The 16,206-nt window shown below is 68.4% G+C and carries 17 protein-coding genes; 10 read left to right on the top strand and 7 right to left on the bottom strand.

The genetic code is table 11. From position 1 onward, the window contains the following. Positions 1–64: 64 nt before the first annotated feature. On the bottom strand, positions 65–430 hold the full coding sequence (locus AC4GYY_RS12185; RefSeq protein ID WP_491120846.1) for a CC_3452 family protein: 366 nt from the start codon (positions 428–430) through the stop codon (positions 65–67). A gap of 133 nt (positions 431–563) precedes the next feature. Between AC4GYY_RS12185 and AC4GYY_RS12180 the strand changes: the two genes are divergently transcribed. Further along, a complete protein-coding gene (locus tag AC4GYY_RS12180; protein ID WP_491121212.1) occupies positions 564–1,037 on the top strand; it encodes a winged helix-turn-helix transcriptional regulator in 474 nt (157 codons plus the stop codon). Positions 1,038–1,081: 44 nt separating this feature from the next. On the opposite strand, the gene AC4GYY_RS12175 is transcribed toward AC4GYY_RS12180, so the two are convergent. The 4 genes from AC4GYY_RS12175 to AC4GYY_RS12160 all read right to left on the bottom strand — a co-directional run bounded on the left by AC4GYY_RS12175 (position 1,082) and on the right by AC4GYY_RS12160 (position 5,989). After that, entirely contained in the window at positions 1,082–3,310 is a 2,229-nt protein-coding gene (locus tag AC4GYY_RS12175) for a calcium-binding protein (protein WP_491120845.1), read from the bottom strand. A gap of 116 nt (positions 3,311–3,426) precedes the next feature. Further along, positions 3,427–3,870: an acyl-CoA thioesterase gene (locus tag AC4GYY_RS12170; protein WP_491120844.1), complete on the bottom strand. Its 444-nt coding sequence runs from the start codon at positions 3,868–3,870 to the stop codon at positions 3,427–3,429. Next, complete coding sequence (locus AC4GYY_RS12165; protein WP_491120843.1) at positions 3,867–4,715, bottom strand: sulfite exporter TauE/SafE family protein; 849 nt, start codon at positions 4,713–4,715, stop codon at positions 3,867–3,869. The genes AC4GYY_RS12170 and AC4GYY_RS12165 overlap by 4 nt, the downstream gene beginning before the upstream one ends. Positions 4,716–4,780: 65 nt before the next feature. After that, positions 4,781–5,989, bottom strand: coding sequence for an LL-diaminopimelate aminotransferase (locus tag AC4GYY_RS12160; RefSeq protein WP_491120842.1), 1,209 nt, complete (start codon positions 5,987–5,989; stop codon positions 4,781–4,783). Positions 5,990–6,119: 130 nt separating this feature from the next. On the opposite strand from AC4GYY_RS12160, the gene AC4GYY_RS12155 reads away from it, so the two are divergent. The 6 genes from AC4GYY_RS12155 (at position 6,120) to AC4GYY_RS12130 (ending at position 11,518) form a co-directional block, all read left to right on the top strand. Then, positions 6,120–7,877: a PHA/PHB synthase family protein gene (locus AC4GYY_RS12155; protein ID WP_491120841.1), complete on the top strand. Its 1,758-nt coding sequence runs from the start codon at positions 6,120–6,122 to the stop codon at positions 7,875–7,877. A gap of 99 nt (positions 7,878–7,976) precedes the next feature. After that, positions 7,977–8,594, top strand: a complete 618-nt coding sequence (locus AC4GYY_RS12150; RefSeq protein WP_491120840.1) for a phasin family protein — start codon at positions 7,977–7,979, stop codon at positions 8,592–8,594. Positions 8,595–8,735: 141 nt separating this feature from the next. Continuing rightward, complete coding sequence (gene clpS, locus AC4GYY_RS12145; RefSeq protein WP_491120839.1) at positions 8,736–9,059, top strand: ATP-dependent Clp protease adapter ClpS; 324 nt, start codon at positions 8,736–8,738, stop codon at positions 9,057–9,059. Positions 9,060–9,065: 6 nt separating this feature from the next. After that, positions 9,066–9,290, top strand: a complete 225-nt coding sequence (locus AC4GYY_RS12140) for a hypothetical protein (protein WP_491120838.1) — start codon at positions 9,066–9,068, stop codon at positions 9,288–9,290. Between the two features lie 57 nt (positions 9,291–9,347). Further along, a complete protein-coding gene (locus AC4GYY_RS12135; protein WP_491120837.1) occupies positions 9,348–10,817 on the top strand; it encodes a S41 family peptidase in 1,470 nt (489 codons plus the stop codon). Further along, a complete protein-coding gene (locus AC4GYY_RS12130) occupies positions 10,814–11,518 on the top strand; it encodes an NAD-dependent deacylase (RefSeq protein ID WP_491120836.1) in 705 nt (234 codons plus the stop codon). The genes AC4GYY_RS12135 and AC4GYY_RS12130 overlap by 4 nt, the downstream gene beginning before the upstream one ends. Before the next feature lie 137 nt (positions 11,519–11,655). On the opposite strand, the gene AC4GYY_RS12125 is transcribed toward AC4GYY_RS12130, so the two are convergent. Further along, the gene (locus AC4GYY_RS12125; RefSeq protein WP_491120835.1) at positions 11,656–12,900 is read right to left on the bottom strand and encodes a putative DNA modification/repair radical SAM protein; all 1,245 of its coding nucleotides are present in this window, start codon (positions 12,898–12,900) and stop codon (positions 11,656–11,658) included. 136 nt (positions 12,901–13,036) lie between these two features. Further along, a complete protein-coding gene (locus AC4GYY_RS12120) occupies positions 13,037–13,693 on the bottom strand; it encodes an alpha/beta hydrolase (protein WP_491120834.1) in 657 nt (218 codons plus the stop codon). An 86-nt stretch (positions 13,694–13,779) separates the two neighbouring features. On the opposite strand from AC4GYY_RS12120, the gene AC4GYY_RS12115 reads away from it, so the two are divergent. Genes AC4GYY_RS12115 through AC4GYY_RS12105 form a run of 3 tightly spaced genes read left to right on the top strand, consistent with a single transcriptional unit; the run spans position 13,780 to position 16,174 of the window. After that, positions 13,780–14,811, top strand: coding sequence for a cysteine desulfurase family protein (locus AC4GYY_RS12115; protein WP_491120833.1), 1,032 nt, complete (start codon positions 13,780–13,782; stop codon positions 14,809–14,811). After that, positions 14,808–15,875, top strand: coding sequence for a cysteine desulfurase family protein (locus AC4GYY_RS12110; protein WP_491120832.1), 1,068 nt, complete (start codon positions 14,808–14,810; stop codon positions 15,873–15,875). Before AC4GYY_RS12115 ends, AC4GYY_RS12110 begins: the two co-directional genes overlap by 4 nt. Next, positions 15,872–16,174 (top strand): 2Fe-2S iron-sulfur cluster-binding protein, encoded by a 303-nt coding sequence (locus AC4GYY_RS12105; protein WP_491120831.1) that lies wholly within the window; start codon positions 15,872–15,874, stop codon positions 16,172–16,174. Before AC4GYY_RS12110 ends, AC4GYY_RS12105 begins: the two co-directional genes overlap by 4 nt. The last annotated feature ends 32 nt before the right edge of the window (positions 16,175–16,206 follow it).

The following is a 16,206-nucleotide window of genomic DNA, read 5'->3' as shown; positions in this document are numbered from 1 at the left end:
CAACAAAAATGGTCCGGGAGCGGTCGAAACCGCGCCCGGACCATCCTGCGACCCTTGGAAGGGATCAGTTGTTCGCCGCGGCAGGGGCGGCGTCGGCCTTCGCCATGCTGACCTTGGCGACGCCCGCCTTGGCGTTGCACTTGTCGAGCGTGGCGGCGTCGAACGCCTTGCCGCCGGCCGAGAAGGACGAGAGCTGGCCGACGTCCTTGGCGACGAGCTGGCACAGCACCAGGTCGCGCTCCGGCGCCTGCGCCGCGACGAACGACCCGCCCTGGACGCGCCACGGCGTCGCACGGGTCATCAGCTGGGTCTTCGCGGAGGCGGCGACGGGAGTGGCGACATAATAGCCGCGGACGGTCTGCGCCGGAGCGCCCGAGGCGGCGAGCAGCGCGGCGGAGGCGATGACGGCGGAAGCGATCGAGCGAAGCATGGCAGGTCCCCTGTAGGTTGCTGAACGCTACCTAGATATTGCACTTGCGAGTTGCAACAGGAAACTTATCTTTTTTTCGCGTCCTGCGTCTGTTAGGCGTAAGGCCTTGACCGGAGAGGAGCGGGACACGCCGATGGAGAAGCTGCGCGAGCCGCTGAAGGAGTGCAGTCTGCCGGCCGCGCTCGAATCCATGGGGGAGCGCTGGTCGTTCCTGATCCTGCGCGCCGCGTTCAACGGCCTCCAGCATTTCGAGGAATTCCAGTCCGAGCTCGGCATCGCCCGCAACATCCTGGCCAACCGGCTCGCGCGGTTCGTCGACCACGGGCTGATGGAGCGTCAGCCGCTCCCCGGCGACCGGCGCAAGATCGCCTATGTGCTGACCGACAAGGGCCATGCGCTGCTGCCGACGATGGTGGCGCTGAGGCAATGGGGCGAGCGGTGGGAGACCGGCGTCCCTGCCTTCCCGATCCTGGTCGACGCGCGCGACGGGCTGCCGATCCAGCCGGTGGCGGTGCTCAGCCACGACGGCCGCGTGCTGGGCAAGGGCGACATGCACTGGGCGCACCCGGACGAGGTCGCGGGCGAGCGGGCGGAAGCGGCGGAATAGGGGCATATGCCGCCGGCGCGATGTCGCGCACCGGCGGCCGATCGTCACAGGATCAGATCGCTCGCGACCAGCGCCGTGTTGTGGACCAGGAACGAGAAGTCGGCCTTGCCGTCGTGGTCGAGGTCGCCTTGGACCAGCAGATAGCCGTCGATCGACTGACTGTAGCGGATCTCGCCGGGGCCGGTCCCGCCGACGTCGAAGGCGTCGGTGCCCACGAACTTGAACGCCTGGTCGTCACCGGTGATCGGATCGGCGTCGATCGCGCGAAGGTCGATCTTGTCGCCCTCCGTATGGGAGAAGTCGGTGATGCGGTCGATCTTGTCGATGTTGGCGCTCTTACCGAAGTCGGCGAGCCCGGTGACGATGAACTGATCCGCCCCGGCACCACCGGTCAGCGTGTCCGCGCCTCGGCCGCCGGTCAGCAGGTTGGCGCCGTCCGTGCCCGTCAGGGTGTCGGCCTTGGCGGTGCCGATCACGTTCTCGAAGCCGGAGATCGTCTCGCGTCCGCCCGCACCGGTCTCCTGCGATTCCGCGAGCGCGAGCGACAGGGTGATGCCGCCGCCCTTGAGGGCCGAATAGTCGACCGTGTCGTTGCCACCGTTGTCGTAGAGCGCCAACGCGCCGACTACCGTCGCGGAGATGCGCACCAGATCGTCGCCCTGACCGAGGCCGAAGCCGACTGTCTCGGTGTTGATCACATCGAAACCGTCGCTCACGTGAAGGCCGCCGTTCCAGCTCACCGACAGGCTTTGGACCGCGGCATAGTCGGACCCGCTCCAGCGGTCGTCCCCGGCGCCGCCATCCACCACGTCGATCGCGCCCACCGCCGAGACGAGGATGTCGTCGCCGTCGCCGCCGTTCATGGTGTTGTGGCCCAATCCCGCATTGATCTGGTCGACCCCGCCTGAGCCGTTCAGCGTCTCGCCGTCGCCACCGCCCGTGATCGTGTCGTCGCCGTCGCCACCGTTGACGAAGTTGCCGCCTGCCCCGGCGATGATCGTGTCGTTGCCGGCGCCGCCGTCGATCGTGTCATTGCCATCGCCGCCATCGATGTAGTCGTTACCGTCGCCGCCATTGATCGTGTCGAGGCCAGCTTGGCCATAGATCCGATCGAGGCCGCCCGACCCGTGGATCGTGTCGTCGCCGATTCCGCCATCGAGGTAGTCGTCTCCGTCGCCGCCGTCGATGATGTCGGTGCCCCCGCCGCCGTTGATCGAATCGGTCCCCGTCAGCCCGGTCAGCGTGTCGTCACCCGATCCGCCCGTGATCGTGCCCGCGGCGGTGACATGTCCATCTTGATCGTTGAGCGCGATATTGAAGTCGAATGGAGTCTCGATCGTCGATCCGTTGATCGTCATCGTGGCGCCATCGTACACGGCCGTGACCTGGCCGGTATATGCTTTGAAATCGATGTAGAAGCGGGCCGAAATATCCAGGTCCACATGAATGCCCTGGTACAGAAGCGCGCCGTCAAGCCGAAAACTGGAGTTATAGGACTGACTGACAATATGAAAGTTTTCAAAGGATTTGAATTGACTGTCGATCTTGTGACCATTGTACTTGTAAAAGGTGAGGGTGACGAGTCCATCCGTACCCCTGCCCAGAGTGATTGGCGCATAACTCCTTGAGCTCTCGATCATCTCAAACGAATCGAACCCGCCACCCGCATTGACATTCGAGCCCAATGGTATCTCTACGTCGGTCTTGAAGCTGTCATCACCGGATCCCAGCATGAAGCTGAAATACTTAACGCTGTTGGCCGAAGTTCCATTGGAGAAACGCAGGCCATTGTTGTCGATGTCCAGCCCCTCGGTGGTAAGGCTGTAATCGACAAACCAGTTCCGGGCGCTGTTGATGTGATCGATCCCGCCGGCGATCGTGTACACGGAGTTCTTGTTGGTCGAGTCGATGATATTTTGACCGACCCCGCCATAGATCGTGTCGTAAGAGTTGCCGCCGATGATGTGATCGTCGCCGTCGCCGCCGCGGATCTCGTTGATGCCGGCGTCCCCGTACAGGGTGTCGTTGCCGTCGCCCCCGAACACGATGTCATTGCCGTCGCCGCCATGGATGACGTCGTCGCCGCCCTGGCCCTTCAGCATGTCGTCGCCGCCGAAGCCGTCGATCGTGTCGTCGCCCTCCGTCCCCTTGATCATGTCGTCGCCCGACGTGCCTTGGAAGGCGGAAAAGGCGATCGCGTCGGAGCCGAAATCGTGCAGGAGATGCCAGGAGGACGGCTGAGAGTCGAACGATCCGTGCGGTTTGCGAAGCATGATCCGTCTCCAAGGGGTTGGACGTCCCCGATACCGCTCATTGCTTGTACCGATGCGCGCTGCCGCGCAACCCGCGTTCGCCAGTTACGAACGACTCGGATGCGGCCGATCCGCCGTTACGCCACCCGCTCCGGCTGCCCCGCCAGCACCGCCTCCAGGAACGCCCGCACTTCGCCCTCGATCGGCACCGGACGGCCGGTCGGCAGGTGGACGTTGACGCTCGTCACCGTCACGACATTGTGGAGCTCGCCCGTGCCGGCATGCGCCAGCTCAAACCGCTTGGTCAGGCTCGATCCGCCGATCCGCTCCAGTCGCACGTTCGCCTCGATCGTGTCGCCCAGCACGAAGGGCTTGAGGTAGTCGAGGTCGACGTGGCGGACGTGGAATTCCATATCGCGCCACGCCTCGCCCAGCGCGTCCTCGATCCCGGTCCACTCCCACCATTCGGTGACCGCCACGTCGACATATTCGAGGTAGCGCGAGTTGAAGACGACCTTCTGCCCGTCGATCTCGGCGTAGCGGACCTTGATCGGGGTCGCGAACGCGAACCCCGGCCTCATTGCGCGGCCACGACGTTCTCGAGCGTGGGATGCACCGGCGGCTTGTCCTTGTTCGCCTTGGGATCGGGGAACAGCAGCTTCGCGCCGACCAGCACCAGCACCGCGGCGAGGATCGGCACCAGCACCTTGTCCGACACCCGCGTCGCGATCAGGCTGCCGATGACGATGCCCGGGATCGATCCCGCGAGCAGCGAGACGAGGAGCGAGAAGTCGACCGAGCCTAGCCACCAATGCCCCAGCCCCGCGATGAGCGTCAGCGGCACCGCATGGGCGATGTCCGATCCGACCAGCCGGTTGATCGGTGCGCGGGGGTAGAGGATCAGCAGCGCGGTCATCCCCAGCGCGCCCGCGCCGACCGAGGTCAGCGACACCATCACGCCCAGCACGACGCCCAGCACCGTCGTCAGCACCGCCACGCGCCGCTCGTCGATCACCTCCGCCATCGTCGGCGCGAAATGGTTCACGATCTTCGTGCGGAAGAACATCGCGATCGCGGTCAGGATCAGGACGATGCCGAGCACGATCGAGATGGTCGGCGCGGTGTCCTTCGCGCTCTTCGCGGCGGTGTTGAGCGCCCACAAGGTCGCGATGGTCGCCGGCAGCGAGCCGAGCATCAGCCGACGCACCACCTTCCAGTCGACCGTGCCGCGCCAGCCGTGGACCGCGGTGCCGACCGTCTTGGTCGCCGAGGCGTAGAGCAGGTCGGTGCCGACCGCGGTCGCCGGGTGGAAGTTGAAGACGATCACCAGCAGCGGCGTCATCAGCGAGCCGCCGCCGACCCCGGTCAGCCCGACCAGCATGCCGACGAGGATGCCTGCGATCGAATAATGCCAGTTGAAGTCCATCGCTCACCCCCTTCGCCGGCGCGGGGCCGGTCGTGTCTTCGGTCTTTGTCGCTTGGCGGCGACGGTCAGCCGCTGGTCCGCGCCGGGGTGTTGACCCCCATGCTGGCGAGGTAGCGGCGGACGTTGCGCGCCGCCTGGCGGAGCCGTTGCTCGTTCTCGACCATCGCGATCCGCACGAAACCCTCGCCGTTCTCGCCGTAGCCGACGCCTGGCGCGACCGCGACCTGCGCATGGGTCAGCAGCTGCTTCGAGAATTCGAGACTGCCCAGATGCTTCAACGCGGGAGGGAGCGGTGCCCAGGCGAACATGGACGCGGGCGGCGGCGGGATATCCCAGCCGGCGCGGCCGAAGCTCTCGACCAGCACGTCGCGGCGCTTGTGGTAGAGCAGGCGGTTCTTCTCGACGATGTCCTGCGGGCCGTTGAGCGCAGCGCACGCCGCCGCCTGGATCGGGGTGAAGGCGCCGTAGTCGAGGTAGCTCTTCACCCGCGTCATTGCGGCGATCAGCTTTTGATTGCCGACCGCGAATCCCATCCGCCAGCCGGCCATCGAATAGGTCTTGCTGAGCGACGTGAACTCGACGGCGACGTCCTTGGCGCCCTGGGCTTGGAGGATCGAGACCGTCGGCTTGCCGTCGAAGTAGAGCTCGGAATAAGCGAGGTCGCTGACGATCCAGACCTTGTTCTCGCGCGCCCAGGCGACGAGCCGCTCGTAGAACGCGAGGTCGACGGTCTCCGCGGTCGGGTTCGACGGATAGTTGACCACCAGCACGCTCGGGCGCGGGATGGTGAACTCCATCGCGCGCTCGAGGCTCTCGAAATAAGCGTCGTCGGGCGTCGTCGGCACCGCGCGGATCGTCGCGCCGGCGATGATGAAGCCGAAGGTGTGGATCGGATAGGACGGGTTGGGCGCGAGCACGACGTCGCCGGGCGCGGTGATCGCGGTGGCGAGGCTGGCCAGCCCCTCCTTCGATCCCATCGTCACGACCACCTCGCGCTCGGGATCGAGCTCGACGCCGAAGCGGCGGCCGTAATAGTTCGCCTGCGCGCGGCGAAGGCCGGGGATGCCCTTCGACTGCGAATAGCCGTGCGCGTCGGGCTTCCTCGCGACCTCGACCAATTTGTCGATGACGTGGTCGGGCGGGGGCAGATCGGGATTGCCCATGCCCAGGTCGATGATGTCCTCGCCCGCCGCCCGCGCCTGCGCACGCATCGCGTTCACCTCCGCGATGACGTAGGGCGGCAGACGTTTGATGCGGTAGAAATCGTCGGACATGCGCGTTCCCTGGACCGCGGCATCATAGGCCGGGCTTTCCCCCAGCGAAAGCGGGGGAATAACGGCCGGGTCCAGATGCCCGCTTTCGGCGTCGGGCGGAGTTCGCCATGATGTCGCGACAGGAGAGAGGATGCCGATGCCGAACCCGTCCGGGACACAGGCGCCGCCGCCCGGCGCGCAGCCGCAGACCCTCGCCGACCTCCAGCATTGGACCTGGGTGATGGGGCGCGCGCAGCAGATGATGCTCGAACACGGCCTTGCCGTCGCCCAGCCGGGCGAGACCGCGTGGCCCGCCATCCCTGGCTGGACCGATCCCGCGACGATCGAGCGGGCGACCTCGTTCTGGGAGGACAGCCTCCAGCTCTGGGGCCGCCTGCTCGATCCGATCGGCGCGCCGCCGGAGGAGCCCGCCGCGCACGCCCGCGACAAGCGCTTCAAGGCGGAGGCCTGGCGCGAGCAGCCGCTGTTCGACTGGATGCGCCGCAGCTATCTGACGATCTCCGACCATCTGCTCGGCGGCGTCGACGCGCTCGAAGGCATGGACGCCCGGCAGAAGGAGCAGCTTCGCTTCGCCACCAAGGCGTTCGTCGACGCGATGAGCCCGTCGAACTTCGCGCTCACCAATCCCGAAGTCCTCGAGCGCACGGTCGAGACCCGCGGCGAGAACCTGCTGAAGGGTCTCCAGCACATGCTGGCGGACCTCCGGAAGGGTCAGCTCACCCACGTCGCCCCCGATGCGTTCGAAGTCGGGCGCAATCTGGCGACGACGCCGGGGGCGGTGGTCAAGCGCACCGACCTCTACGAACTGATCCAATATGCGCCGACCACCGAAACGGTGCTGGGCGTCCCCCTCGTCATCTTCCCGCCCTGGATCAACCGTTTCTACATCCTCGATCTGACGCCCGAGAAGAGCTTCATCCGCTGGTGCGTCGACCAGGGGATCACGGTCTTCATGGTGTCGTGGAAGTCCGCCGACGCCACCATGAAGGACGTGGTCTGGGACGATTACGTCGATGCTCAGATCGAGGTGGTCGACACCATCCGCGGGCTGCTCTCGGTCGAGGCGGTCCACGCGATCGGCTATTGCGTCGCGGGCACCACGCTCGCCGCGACGCTCGCGCTGTTGGCGGCGCGAGGCGAGGCGGCGAAGGTCGCCAGCGCCACCTTCTTCACCGCGCAGGTCGATTTCGCCCGCGGCGGGGACCTGCTCAACTTCATCGACGATCAGCAGATCGCCGCGCTGAAGACGCTCTCGCCCGACGGCTTCCTTGACGGCCGCTACATGGCCGCGACGTTCAACCTGCTGCGCGGCCGCGATCTGATCTGGAACTACGTGACCAGCAACTATCTGCTCGGCGACGATTATCCGCCGTTCGATCTGCTCCATTGGAACGGCGACACGACCAACCTGCCCGCCGCCTGGCATCTGAGCTACCTCAAGGACCTCTACCGCGACAACAAGCTGGTCGAGCCGGGCGCGCTGTCGATCCGCGGCACGCCGATCGACCTGTCCAAGGTGACGACCTCCACCTACGTCCAGGCGGGGCGGGAGGATCATATCGCGCCGGCCGAGAGCGTGTGGCGGATCACCCACCATTTCGCCGGACCGCTCAAGTTCGTGCTCGCCGGCTCCGGCCACATCGCGGGGGTGGTCAATCCGCCGGCCGCGGGCAAATACCAATATTGGACGGGGGATTCGCGCGCCGCCTCGCTCGACGAGTTTGTCGCCGAAGCGACCGAGACCAAGGGCAGCTGGTGGCCGGACTGGCTCGCCTGGCTGACCGCGCACGACGGCGCGCGCGTCGGGGCGGTCGGCGCCCGCATCCCCGGCGGAGGGTCGCTTCCGGCCATCGAACCCGCGCCGGGGAGCTACGTGAAGGCGCGCTGACGACCCGACCGGCCGCATGCTGCGCGGCAGCAAGGCCCTTGAACTTAGTCGCAAACGGGACTATTGTGCATCGCAGCATAAACGATCGCGGATGTGTTCATGGCCGAGTTCCCGACCAAGCCCGCACGGCGCCGTCCCGCGGTGAAGCCGCCGTTCGCCGTGTCCGCGGCGGAAGCCGCTCCGGTCCGTGCGGATCACCTGCCGATGATCGATCCTGTTCACCCGACCGCCGCGGTTCCGGCGGATTCCGAAACGAAGGACCAGACGATGGCGACCACTTTCGAGCAGACCGCTGATACCATGAAGACCGAGACCACCGCCGCCGCGACCGATTTCGCGGACCGTGCGAAGGGCGCGATGGAGAAGAGCACCGCGCTGGTCGGTGACATGACCGAGTTCGCCAAGGGCAATGTCGAGGCGATGGTCGAGTCGACCGGCATCTACGCCCGCGGCCTCGAGTCGTTCGGCCACGACGCGGCGGCGTTCGTCAAGAAGTCCTATGAGGACGCGACCGCGGCGATGAAGGCGATGACCGCCGCCAAGTCGCCGACCGAGCTGTTCAAGCTCCACAGCGACTTCACCCGCTCGGCGTTCGACGCGATGGTCTCCGAGACCTCGAAGTCGACCGAGAAGATGGTCAAGCTAGTCGGCGAGGCCGTCCAACCGATTTCGAACCGCGTCAGCCTCGCGGCCGAGAAGGTTAAGCTCGCCGCGTAAGCGTATCGGCGATGCTTGAGGAGGGGCGGTCGCGGCGACGCGACCGCCCCTTTTTCATGCGCGGCGATCGAGCGCCGCCCCTTGCTTCCATCCCGCCGACTGCCATATTTTCAGGCGACCATGCACCGCGAACCTTTCACCATGGCGGAACGGCCCGGGGACGACGGCGGCCTCGGCGTCGGCGTCGCTACCCGGACCCGCGCCAAGACTAAGCAGCCCACGCCCTACCGGGTGTTGATGCTCAACGACGATTACACGCCGATGGAGTTCGTCGTCCTCTGCCTCCAGCGCTTCTTCCGGATGAACATGGAGGAGGCGACGCGCGTCATGCTCCACGTCCACCAGAAGGGCGTCGGCGTGTGCGGGGTGTTCAGCTACGAGGTGGCGGAGACCAAGGTCGGGCAGGTGATCGACTTCGCCCGCCAGAATCAGCATCCGCTGCAATGCACGCTGGAGAAAGCGTGAGCGCGGATGGGGGATAAGGCGCTCCGCCGCGCCGACCGCCGCGACCCGCAGCCGGTCGAGCAGCCTGCGTTCCACCGGGCGAGCGCCTCGATCGCGATCGGCGGCTTCGTCGGGGTGAAGGCCGAGGCGCAGATCACGACCGCGGGGCTGTTCGCGGTCGCCGGCCTGGTGTCCGCGATCCTGCTGTCCACTGCCGTCCTCGTCCGCAGCGCGATGCCTCGAAGCGCCTGACATTGCCGCCGGCCGCCGCGCGTGGCATCCCCGTTCGAGCGAAGCGGGGGAGCGGCGATGGCGTGGGTACGACGGCAGGTGCTGGCCGGGCTCGGGGCGACGCTGGCCTCTCCCGCGCTCGCGATCGAACCGGCGCGGACGCCCCTGCCGTCCACGCTCTCGCCCGGCGCGATGCGCGGCGACCTGAGCCTGCTGCGCGATGCCTATGACACGCTCCATCCGGGGCTCCACCGCTATGCCACGCCGGGCGAGGTCGCGCGCCGCTTCGAGGCGCTGTCGGATCGGTGCGCGGCCCCCCGTGCGGTCGGCGACTTCTACCTCGACCTGTCGCGGTTGCTCGCGACGGTTCGCTGCGGGCACAGCTACGCCAATTTCTACAATCAGAAGACGGCGGTCCGGCAGGCGCTGTTCGACGGCGGCGGACGGCTGCCGCTCCAGTTCCTGTGGCTCGGCGACCAGATGGTCGTCACCGCCGATCCGTACGCGACCGGGATCGCACCGGGCAGTGTGATCGAGACGATCGACGGCCGCCCCACGTGCGCGATCCTCGCTGCGCTGCTGCCGCTCGCGCGCGCCGACGGGCACAATGACGCGAAGCGCCGCCGGCTGCTCTCGGTCCAGGGCGAGGACGGCTATGAGACGTTCGACGTCTTCGATCAGCTCCTGTTCGGGGCGCGGGACAGCTATCGGCTCCGGGTCCGCGCGCCTGACGGACAGCGGTCGACGCGCACCGTCCCCGCCATCTCGCTCGCCGAGCGCCGCCGCCTGCGGATCGTCGGTGACGAGCGCGGCGACCAGCCGATCTGGACGATCGAACGGCGCGGCGACGCCGCCGTCCTGACGATGCCGAGCTGGGCGCTCTACGATTCCAAATGGGACTGGCGGGCCTGGCTGGACCATGAGATCGACCGTCTCGTCGCCGACCGGGCCGCGTCGCTCGTCGTCGACCTGCGCGGCAACGAGGGCGGCGAGGATTGCGGCAACGCCATCCTCGCCCGCATCGCGCACCGGCCGATCCCGCTCGACCCCGCGCGGCGGCTGGTCCGCTATCAGGAGCTGCCGAAGCGGTTCGCGCCTTATGCCGACACCTGGGACCGCAGCTTCGACCATCTCGGCGCCGGCGCGCGGCGGATCGACGACCGTTTCTTCGCGCTCGCCGGCACCGAGCGCGACGGCGCGGTGATCGCGCCCAAGGGACCGCGCTTCACCGGCCGGCTCGTCGTCCTGATCGGCCCGCAGAACAGCTCCGCCACCTTCGCCTTCGCGCAAGCCGTGCGGCGCGAACGGCTGGGGACGCTCGTCGGCGAGCCGACCGGCGGCAACCGGCGGGGGATCAACGGCGGCTGCTTCTATTTCTTCCGCCTGCCCGAGACCGGGCTGGAGGCGGACCTGCCGCTGATCGGGACCTTCCCGAGGACGCCGCAGCCCGACGCCGGGATCGTCCCCGACGTGCTGGTCCCGCGTACCGCCCCATCGATCGCTGCCCGGAGCGATCCGGTACTGGCGCGCGTTCTCGGCCGGGCATGACCCACGAGCTCCATTCCATCGTCGTCCTGACCGGCGCGGGCGTGTCTGCCGAGTCCGGGCTCGCCACCTTCCGGGGGCCCGGCGGCCTCTGGGAGGGCCACCGCGTCGAGGACGTCTGCACGCCCGAGGCGCTCGCGCGCGACGCGGGGCTGGTCCACCGCTTCTACGATCTGCGTCGCGCCGCGCTCGCGAGCGTCGAGCCTAATGCCGCTCACCGCGCGCTGGCGCGGCTGGACGCGCAGTGGCCGGGCGAGCTGCTGATCGTCACGCAAAACGTCGACGACCTGCACGAGCGCGCCGGGGCGACGCGGCTGCTCCACATGCACGGCGAGCTGCGATCCGCCTTGTGCGCACTCTGCGGCACGCGGACGGAGAGCCCCGACACGCTGCCGCCGGGAACCGAATGTCCGAACTGCGGCGAGCCGGCGCTGCGTCCCGACATCGTCTTCTTCGGAGAGATGCCCTACGGCATGGACCGGATCGAGGCGGCGCTGGCGCGGGCGGACCTGTTCGTCTCGATCGGCACTTCGGGGGCGGTCTATCCCGCGGCGGGCTACGTCCAGACCGCGCGCCATCACGGCGCGGCGACGTTGGAGCTGAACCTGGAGCCGTCGCTCGGCAGCGTCCACTTCGACGAGAGCCGGATCGGGCCGGCGAGCGCGCTGGTCCCGGCGTGGGTGGACGAGGTGCTGGCCCGATAAATCCTCCCCGGCACGGGGAGGTGGCGAGCGAAGCGAGACGGAGGGGGCTCTCCTCCTTCCGAGCGGCTCGACGAGGCGAGCCCCCTCCACCATCCGCTGAAGAAGCGGATGGTCCCCCTCCCCGTCCCGGGGAGGATTTAGAGAAACAGCTCCATCTGCTTCGCTTTGGGCGCGACCAGCGGCTTGAGCTCGGCCTGGTCGCTCAGCACCACCGGCCGCCAGTCCTCGGCGACGATGAACGGCCGCACCTTCGCCACCGAAACCGTCAGCCGCGCGACGTCGTCGAGCCGCAGCCGCCGCCATTTGCGACTGGCGAGGATGCTCGCGACCGCCTTCGTCCCCAGCCCCGGCACGCGGAGCAGCAGCTCCTTGGGCGCGCGGTTGACGTCGACCGGGAAGGTCGCGCGGAACTTGAGCGCCCAGGCGAGCTTGGGGTCGATGTCGAGCGGGAGCATCCCCGTCGTCTCGTCCGCCGCCGCGACCACCTCCTTGGGCGCGAAGCCGTAGAAGCGCATCAGCCAGTCCGACTGGTACAGCCGATGCTCGCGCATCAGCGGCGGGCGCTGGAGCGGGAGGACGGCGCTCGCGTCGGGGATCGGGCTGAACGCCGAATAATAGACCCGGCGCAGGCCGAAGCGGTCGTAGAGCGTCGACGCCTTGGTGACGATGTCGCCATCGGTCGCCGCGTCCGCGCCGACGATCATCTGTGTCGATTGCCCGGCGGGAGCGAACTTGGGCGCGGACTTGTACTTCTTCCGCGCGTCGGCGAGGTCGGTCATCGCCGACTTCATCCCCGCCATCGCTCCCTCGATCTGTCCGGCATCCTTCTCGGGCGCGAGCCGCTGGAGCCCCGAGACGGTGGGCAGTTCGACGTTGATCGAGACGCGATCGGCGTAGAGCCCGGCCTGGTGGACCAGCTCGGGATCGGCGTCGGGGATCGTCTTCAGGTGGATGTAGCCGCGGAAGCGATGGTCCTCGCGCAAGCTCCGCGCGACCTCGACGATCTGCTCCATCGTGTAGTTGGATGACGAGATGATGCCCGAGGAGAGGAACAGCCCCTCGATGTAATTGCGCCGGTAGAAGGCCAGCGTGAGGTTCACCACCTCCTCGGCGGTGAAGCGCGCGCGGCGGACGTTCGAGCTCTTGCGGTTGATGCAGTAATGGCAGTCGAAGATGCAGCTGTTGGTCAGCAGGATCTTGAGCAGGCTGATGCAGCGGCCGTCGGGCGCATAGGCGTGGCAGATGCCCATGCCCTCGGTCGAGCCGATTCCCTTGCCGTCACGGCTGTTGCGCTTGGCCGTTCCCGACGACGCGCACGAGGCATCGTACTTGGCCGCGTCGGCGAGGATCGCAAGCTTCTGGCGGACGTCGAGCTGGGCCACACGTTCCATATACGTTCGCGCAGTCCGGATGCCAACCAACTGATTTCTTGCCGTTCATGCTGAGCGATGTCGAAGCACCTCGGTGAGGGCGGACCATGCCCTTCGACTTCGCTCAGGGCGAACGGGCGGAGGAGAGTCACCTGATCGGCGAGTTCGGGTCCAGCCGCATGTCGAGATATTTGTCCACCGATCCCATTAGCTCGGTCATCTCGTGCTCGAAGAAATGGTTCGCGCCCTTGATGGTGTCGTGGTGGATGGTGATGTGCTTCTGCGTCCGGAGCTTGTCGACCAGCTTCTGGGTCGCGCCCGGGGTCGCCACCTCGTCCTCCGCGCCCTGGATGATGATCCCCGACGAGGGGCAGGGCGCGAGGAAGGTGAAGTCGTAGAGGTTGGCCGGCGGCGCGACCGAGATGAAGCCGCGGATTTCCGGACGGCGCATCAGCAGCTGCATCCCGATCCACGCGCCGAAGCTGAACCCGGCAATCCAGGTCGACTGCGCCTCGGGGTGGAAGCTCTGCACCCAGTCGAGCGCGGCGGCGGCGTCCGAGAGCTCGCCGACGCCGTTGTCGAAGGTCCCCTGGCTCTTGCCGACGCCGCGGAAGTTGAAGCGCAGCGTCGCGAAGCCGCGGCGCTGGAAGGTCTTGTACAGGGCCTGGACGATTGCGTTGTTCATCGTCCCGCCCGCATTGGGATGCGGGTGGAGGATCATCGCGACCGGCGCGCGCGGGCGGGGGGCGGGCGCGAACCGCCCTTCGAGACGGCCGTCGGGGCCGGGAAAGATGACTTCGGGCAAGGCTGCACCCTGGTAAGTTGGTGAGGCGGGTCGATCCGCCGGGATGCGGCGCTATATAGGGACGGTCCCCGATTTTGGAACTTTTCTTGGCCCCCATCGACTTCGATCACGCCGCGACCACCCCGATCCGCCCGGAGGCGGCGGCGGCGGTGGTCGAAGGGATGCGGAGGTGGGCGAACCCGTCCTCCCCCCATGCTGCGGGTCGCGCGGCCCGCGCCGCGCTGGAGGACGCCCGCGCGCGGATCGCGGCGGCGCTGGGCTGGGACGGGCACGTGATCCTGACCAGCGGCGCGAGCGAGGCGCTGGCGATCGCGTTGCGCGGCCGGGTCGTGCTGGCGTCGGCGGTGGAGCATGATGCGGTGTGGCGTGCTGCGCCGGGCGCGGAGGTCATCGACGCCGATCCGATCGTGCGCTCGGTTCCGGCCGGGGCCGAGGTCGTCGCGATCCAGCATGCGAACTCGGAGACCGGCGTCCTCCAGCCGCTCGCCGACCTCGCCCCCGCCGTCCGGGAGGCCGATGCGCTGCTCCTCGCCGATTGCGCGCAGACCGCGGGCAAGCTGCCGTTGCCGCCCGCCGACCTGCTGGTCGTCTCCGCGCACAAGCTCGGCGGGCCGCCGGGCGTCGGCGCGCTGCTGGTGCGCGACCTGGCGATGCTGACCCCGACCGGCGGCCAGGAATACGGCTACCGGCCCGGGACCGAGAACCTGCCCGGCGCGCTCGGCTTCGCCGCCGCGCTGGAAGCCCCGCGCGACTGGCTCGCCGATGCCGGGCGCTGGCGGGCGATGATCGACGCCGCGATCGTTGCCGAGGGTGGGGAGGCGATCGCCGGCGACTCGCCGCGCCTCGCCACGATCGCCTCCTATCGCATGCCCGGCGTCGCCTCCGCCGCGCAGCTGATCCGCTTCGATCTCCAGGGCATCGCCGTCTCGGCGGGCAGCGCCTGCGCCAGCGGCAGCCTGAAGCCGAGCCGCACGCTCAAGGCGATCGGGCTGTCCGACGAGACGGCGGCGGAGACGATCCGCGTCAGCCTCGGCTGGACGACCACGCAGGGCGACGTGGTCGCGTTCCTGGCGCGCTGGGTCGAGATCGCCCGCTCGGCCCGACGGCGCGCGGCATGATCTACCTCGACTATCAGGCGACGACGCCGCTCGCGCCGCAAGCGTTCGAGGCCATGCTGCCGTGGCTGCGCGACCAGCACGCCAACCCGCATTCCGCCCACCGCCCCGGCCGCGCCGCCAAGGCCGCGGTCGAGGTCGCGCGCGCCGAGGTGGCGAAGCTGCTCCCGCCCGGAGGCCGCGTGGTCTTCACCAGCGGCGCGACCGAGGCGCTCAACTGGGCGATCAAGGGGACGGCGGGCCCGATCACCACGTTTGCGACCGAGCATGCGGCCGTGCTCGATACGGTCGCGTCGGAGGCGGCGCGCGGACGAGCGACGACGCTGCTGTCGACCGGGCGCGATGGCCTGGTCACGCCGGCCATGCTCACGGGCGGGCTGGTCGCCGCCATGCTCGTCAACAACGAGATCGGGGTGATCCAGCCTGTCCCCGACGTCGCCGCCCGCGCCCACGATGTGCGTGCGCTGCTGCTGTGCGACGCGGTCCAGGGCTACGGCCGCGTTCCGATCCCCGACGGCTGCGATCTCGTCGCCATCTCCGCCCACAAGATTCACGGCCCGAAAGGCGTCGGCGCGCTCTGGATCCGCGATGGCGTGACCCTAGACCCGCTCCTGCACGGCGGCGACCAGGAGGGCGGGCGTTCGGGGACGCTTTCCCCCGCGCTCTGCGTCGGCTTCGGCGTCGCCGCCCGCCTGATGCGTGAGCGCGCCGCGGAGGACGCCGCCCACATCGCGCGGCTCTGGGACATCGCCGTCGATCGCCTCGCCGGCTGGACGATCAACGGCTCGACCGAGCATCGCTACCGCGGCAACCTCAACGTCCGCCGCGAGCGGCTCGACGTGAACCGGCTCATGAGCGACTGTCGCGACCTCGCCTTCTCCGCCGGCTCCGCCTGCGCTAGCGGCTCGGGGCGGCCCAGCCACGTGCTCAAGGCGATCGGGCTTACCGACGCCGAGGCGCGCACGTCGATCCGCCTCGGCTGGGGCCGGTACACGACCGAAGCGGACCTGCACGAAGCGCTCGACACCATCTCGGCCGCAGCCGACGCGCAGCGGATCGCCGCGTGAGGGTCCGCTTCCGCGACAAGGAAACGGCCGTGGAGGTGGAGGCCAGCCCGGGCGAACGCCTGCTCGACGTCGCCCAGCGCGCCGGCCAGCCGCTCGAAGGTGCCTGCGGCGGCGACATGGCCTGCGCGACATGTCACGTCATCGTCGCGGCGGAGGACTTCGCCCGCCTGTCGCCCGCGAGCGCCGACGAGGAGGATCTGCTCGATCTGGTGCCGGCGGCAACGCGGACGAGCCGGTTGGCGTGCCAGATCGTGCTGGAGGAGAGACTGGACGGCCTGACCGTCACAGCGATGGGCTGATTGACAAACCTTGCCATCGGCCGCAGCGTGCC

The sequence above is a fragment of the Sphingomonas sp. SP6 genome (genome assembly GCF_058313435.1).
The sequence above is the reverse complement of the archived record's forward strand: the minus strand, read 5'-3'. Positions and strand labels throughout refer to the sequence as shown.

What these genes read in the sequence shown, in the direction of transcription:
- AC4GYY_RS12135 (WP_491120837.1), top strand. Translation starts at nt 9,348, where the DNA reads ATGGCGTGGGTACGACGGCAGGTGCTGGCCGGGCTCGGGGCGACGCTG.
- AC4GYY_RS12180 (WP_491121212.1), top strand. Translation starts at nt 564, where the DNA reads ATGGAGAAGCTGCGCGAGCCGCTGAAGGAGTGCAGTCTGCCGGCCGCG.
- clpS (WP_491120839.1), top strand. Translation starts at nt 8,736, where the DNA reads ATGGCGGAACGGCCCGGGGACGACGGCGGCCTCGGCGTCGGCGTCGCT.
- AC4GYY_RS12140 (WP_491120838.1), top strand. Translation starts at nt 9,066, where the DNA reads ATGGGGGATAAGGCGCTCCGCCGCGCCGACCGCCGCGACCCGCAGCCG.
- AC4GYY_RS12155 (WP_491120841.1), top strand. Translation starts at nt 6,120, where the DNA reads ATGCCGATGCCGAACCCGTCCGGGACACAGGCGCCGCCGCCCGGCGCG.
- AC4GYY_RS12175 (WP_491120845.1), bottom strand. Translation starts at nt 3,310, where the DNA reads ATGCTTCGCAAACCGCACGGATCGTTCGACTCTCAGCCGTCCTCCTGG.
- AC4GYY_RS12110 (WP_491120832.1), top strand. Translation starts at nt 14,808, where the DNA reads ATGATCTACCTCGACTATCAGGCGACGACGCCGCTCGCGCCGCAAGCG.
- AC4GYY_RS12160 (WP_491120842.1), bottom strand. Translation starts at nt 5,989, where the DNA reads ATGTCCGACGATTTCTACCGCATCAAACGTCTGCCGCCCTACGTCATC.
- AC4GYY_RS12165 (WP_491120843.1), bottom strand. Translation starts at nt 4,715, where the DNA reads ATGGACTTCAACTGGCATTATTCGATCGCAGGCATCCTCGTCGGCATG.
- AC4GYY_RS12185 (WP_491120846.1), bottom strand. Translation starts at nt 430, where the DNA reads ATGCTTCGCTCGATCGCTTCCGCCGTCATCGCCTCCGCCGCGCTGCTC.
- AC4GYY_RS12170 (WP_491120844.1), bottom strand. Translation starts at nt 3,870, where the DNA reads ATGAGGCCGGGGTTCGCGTTCGCGACCCCGATCAAGGTCCGCTACGCC.
- AC4GYY_RS12130 (WP_491120836.1), top strand. Translation starts at nt 10,814, where the DNA reads ATGACCCACGAGCTCCATTCCATCGTCGTCCTGACCGGCGCGGGCGTG.
- AC4GYY_RS12150 (WP_491120840.1), top strand. Translation starts at nt 7,977, where the DNA reads ATGGCCGAGTTCCCGACCAAGCCCGCACGGCGCCGTCCCGCGGTGAAG.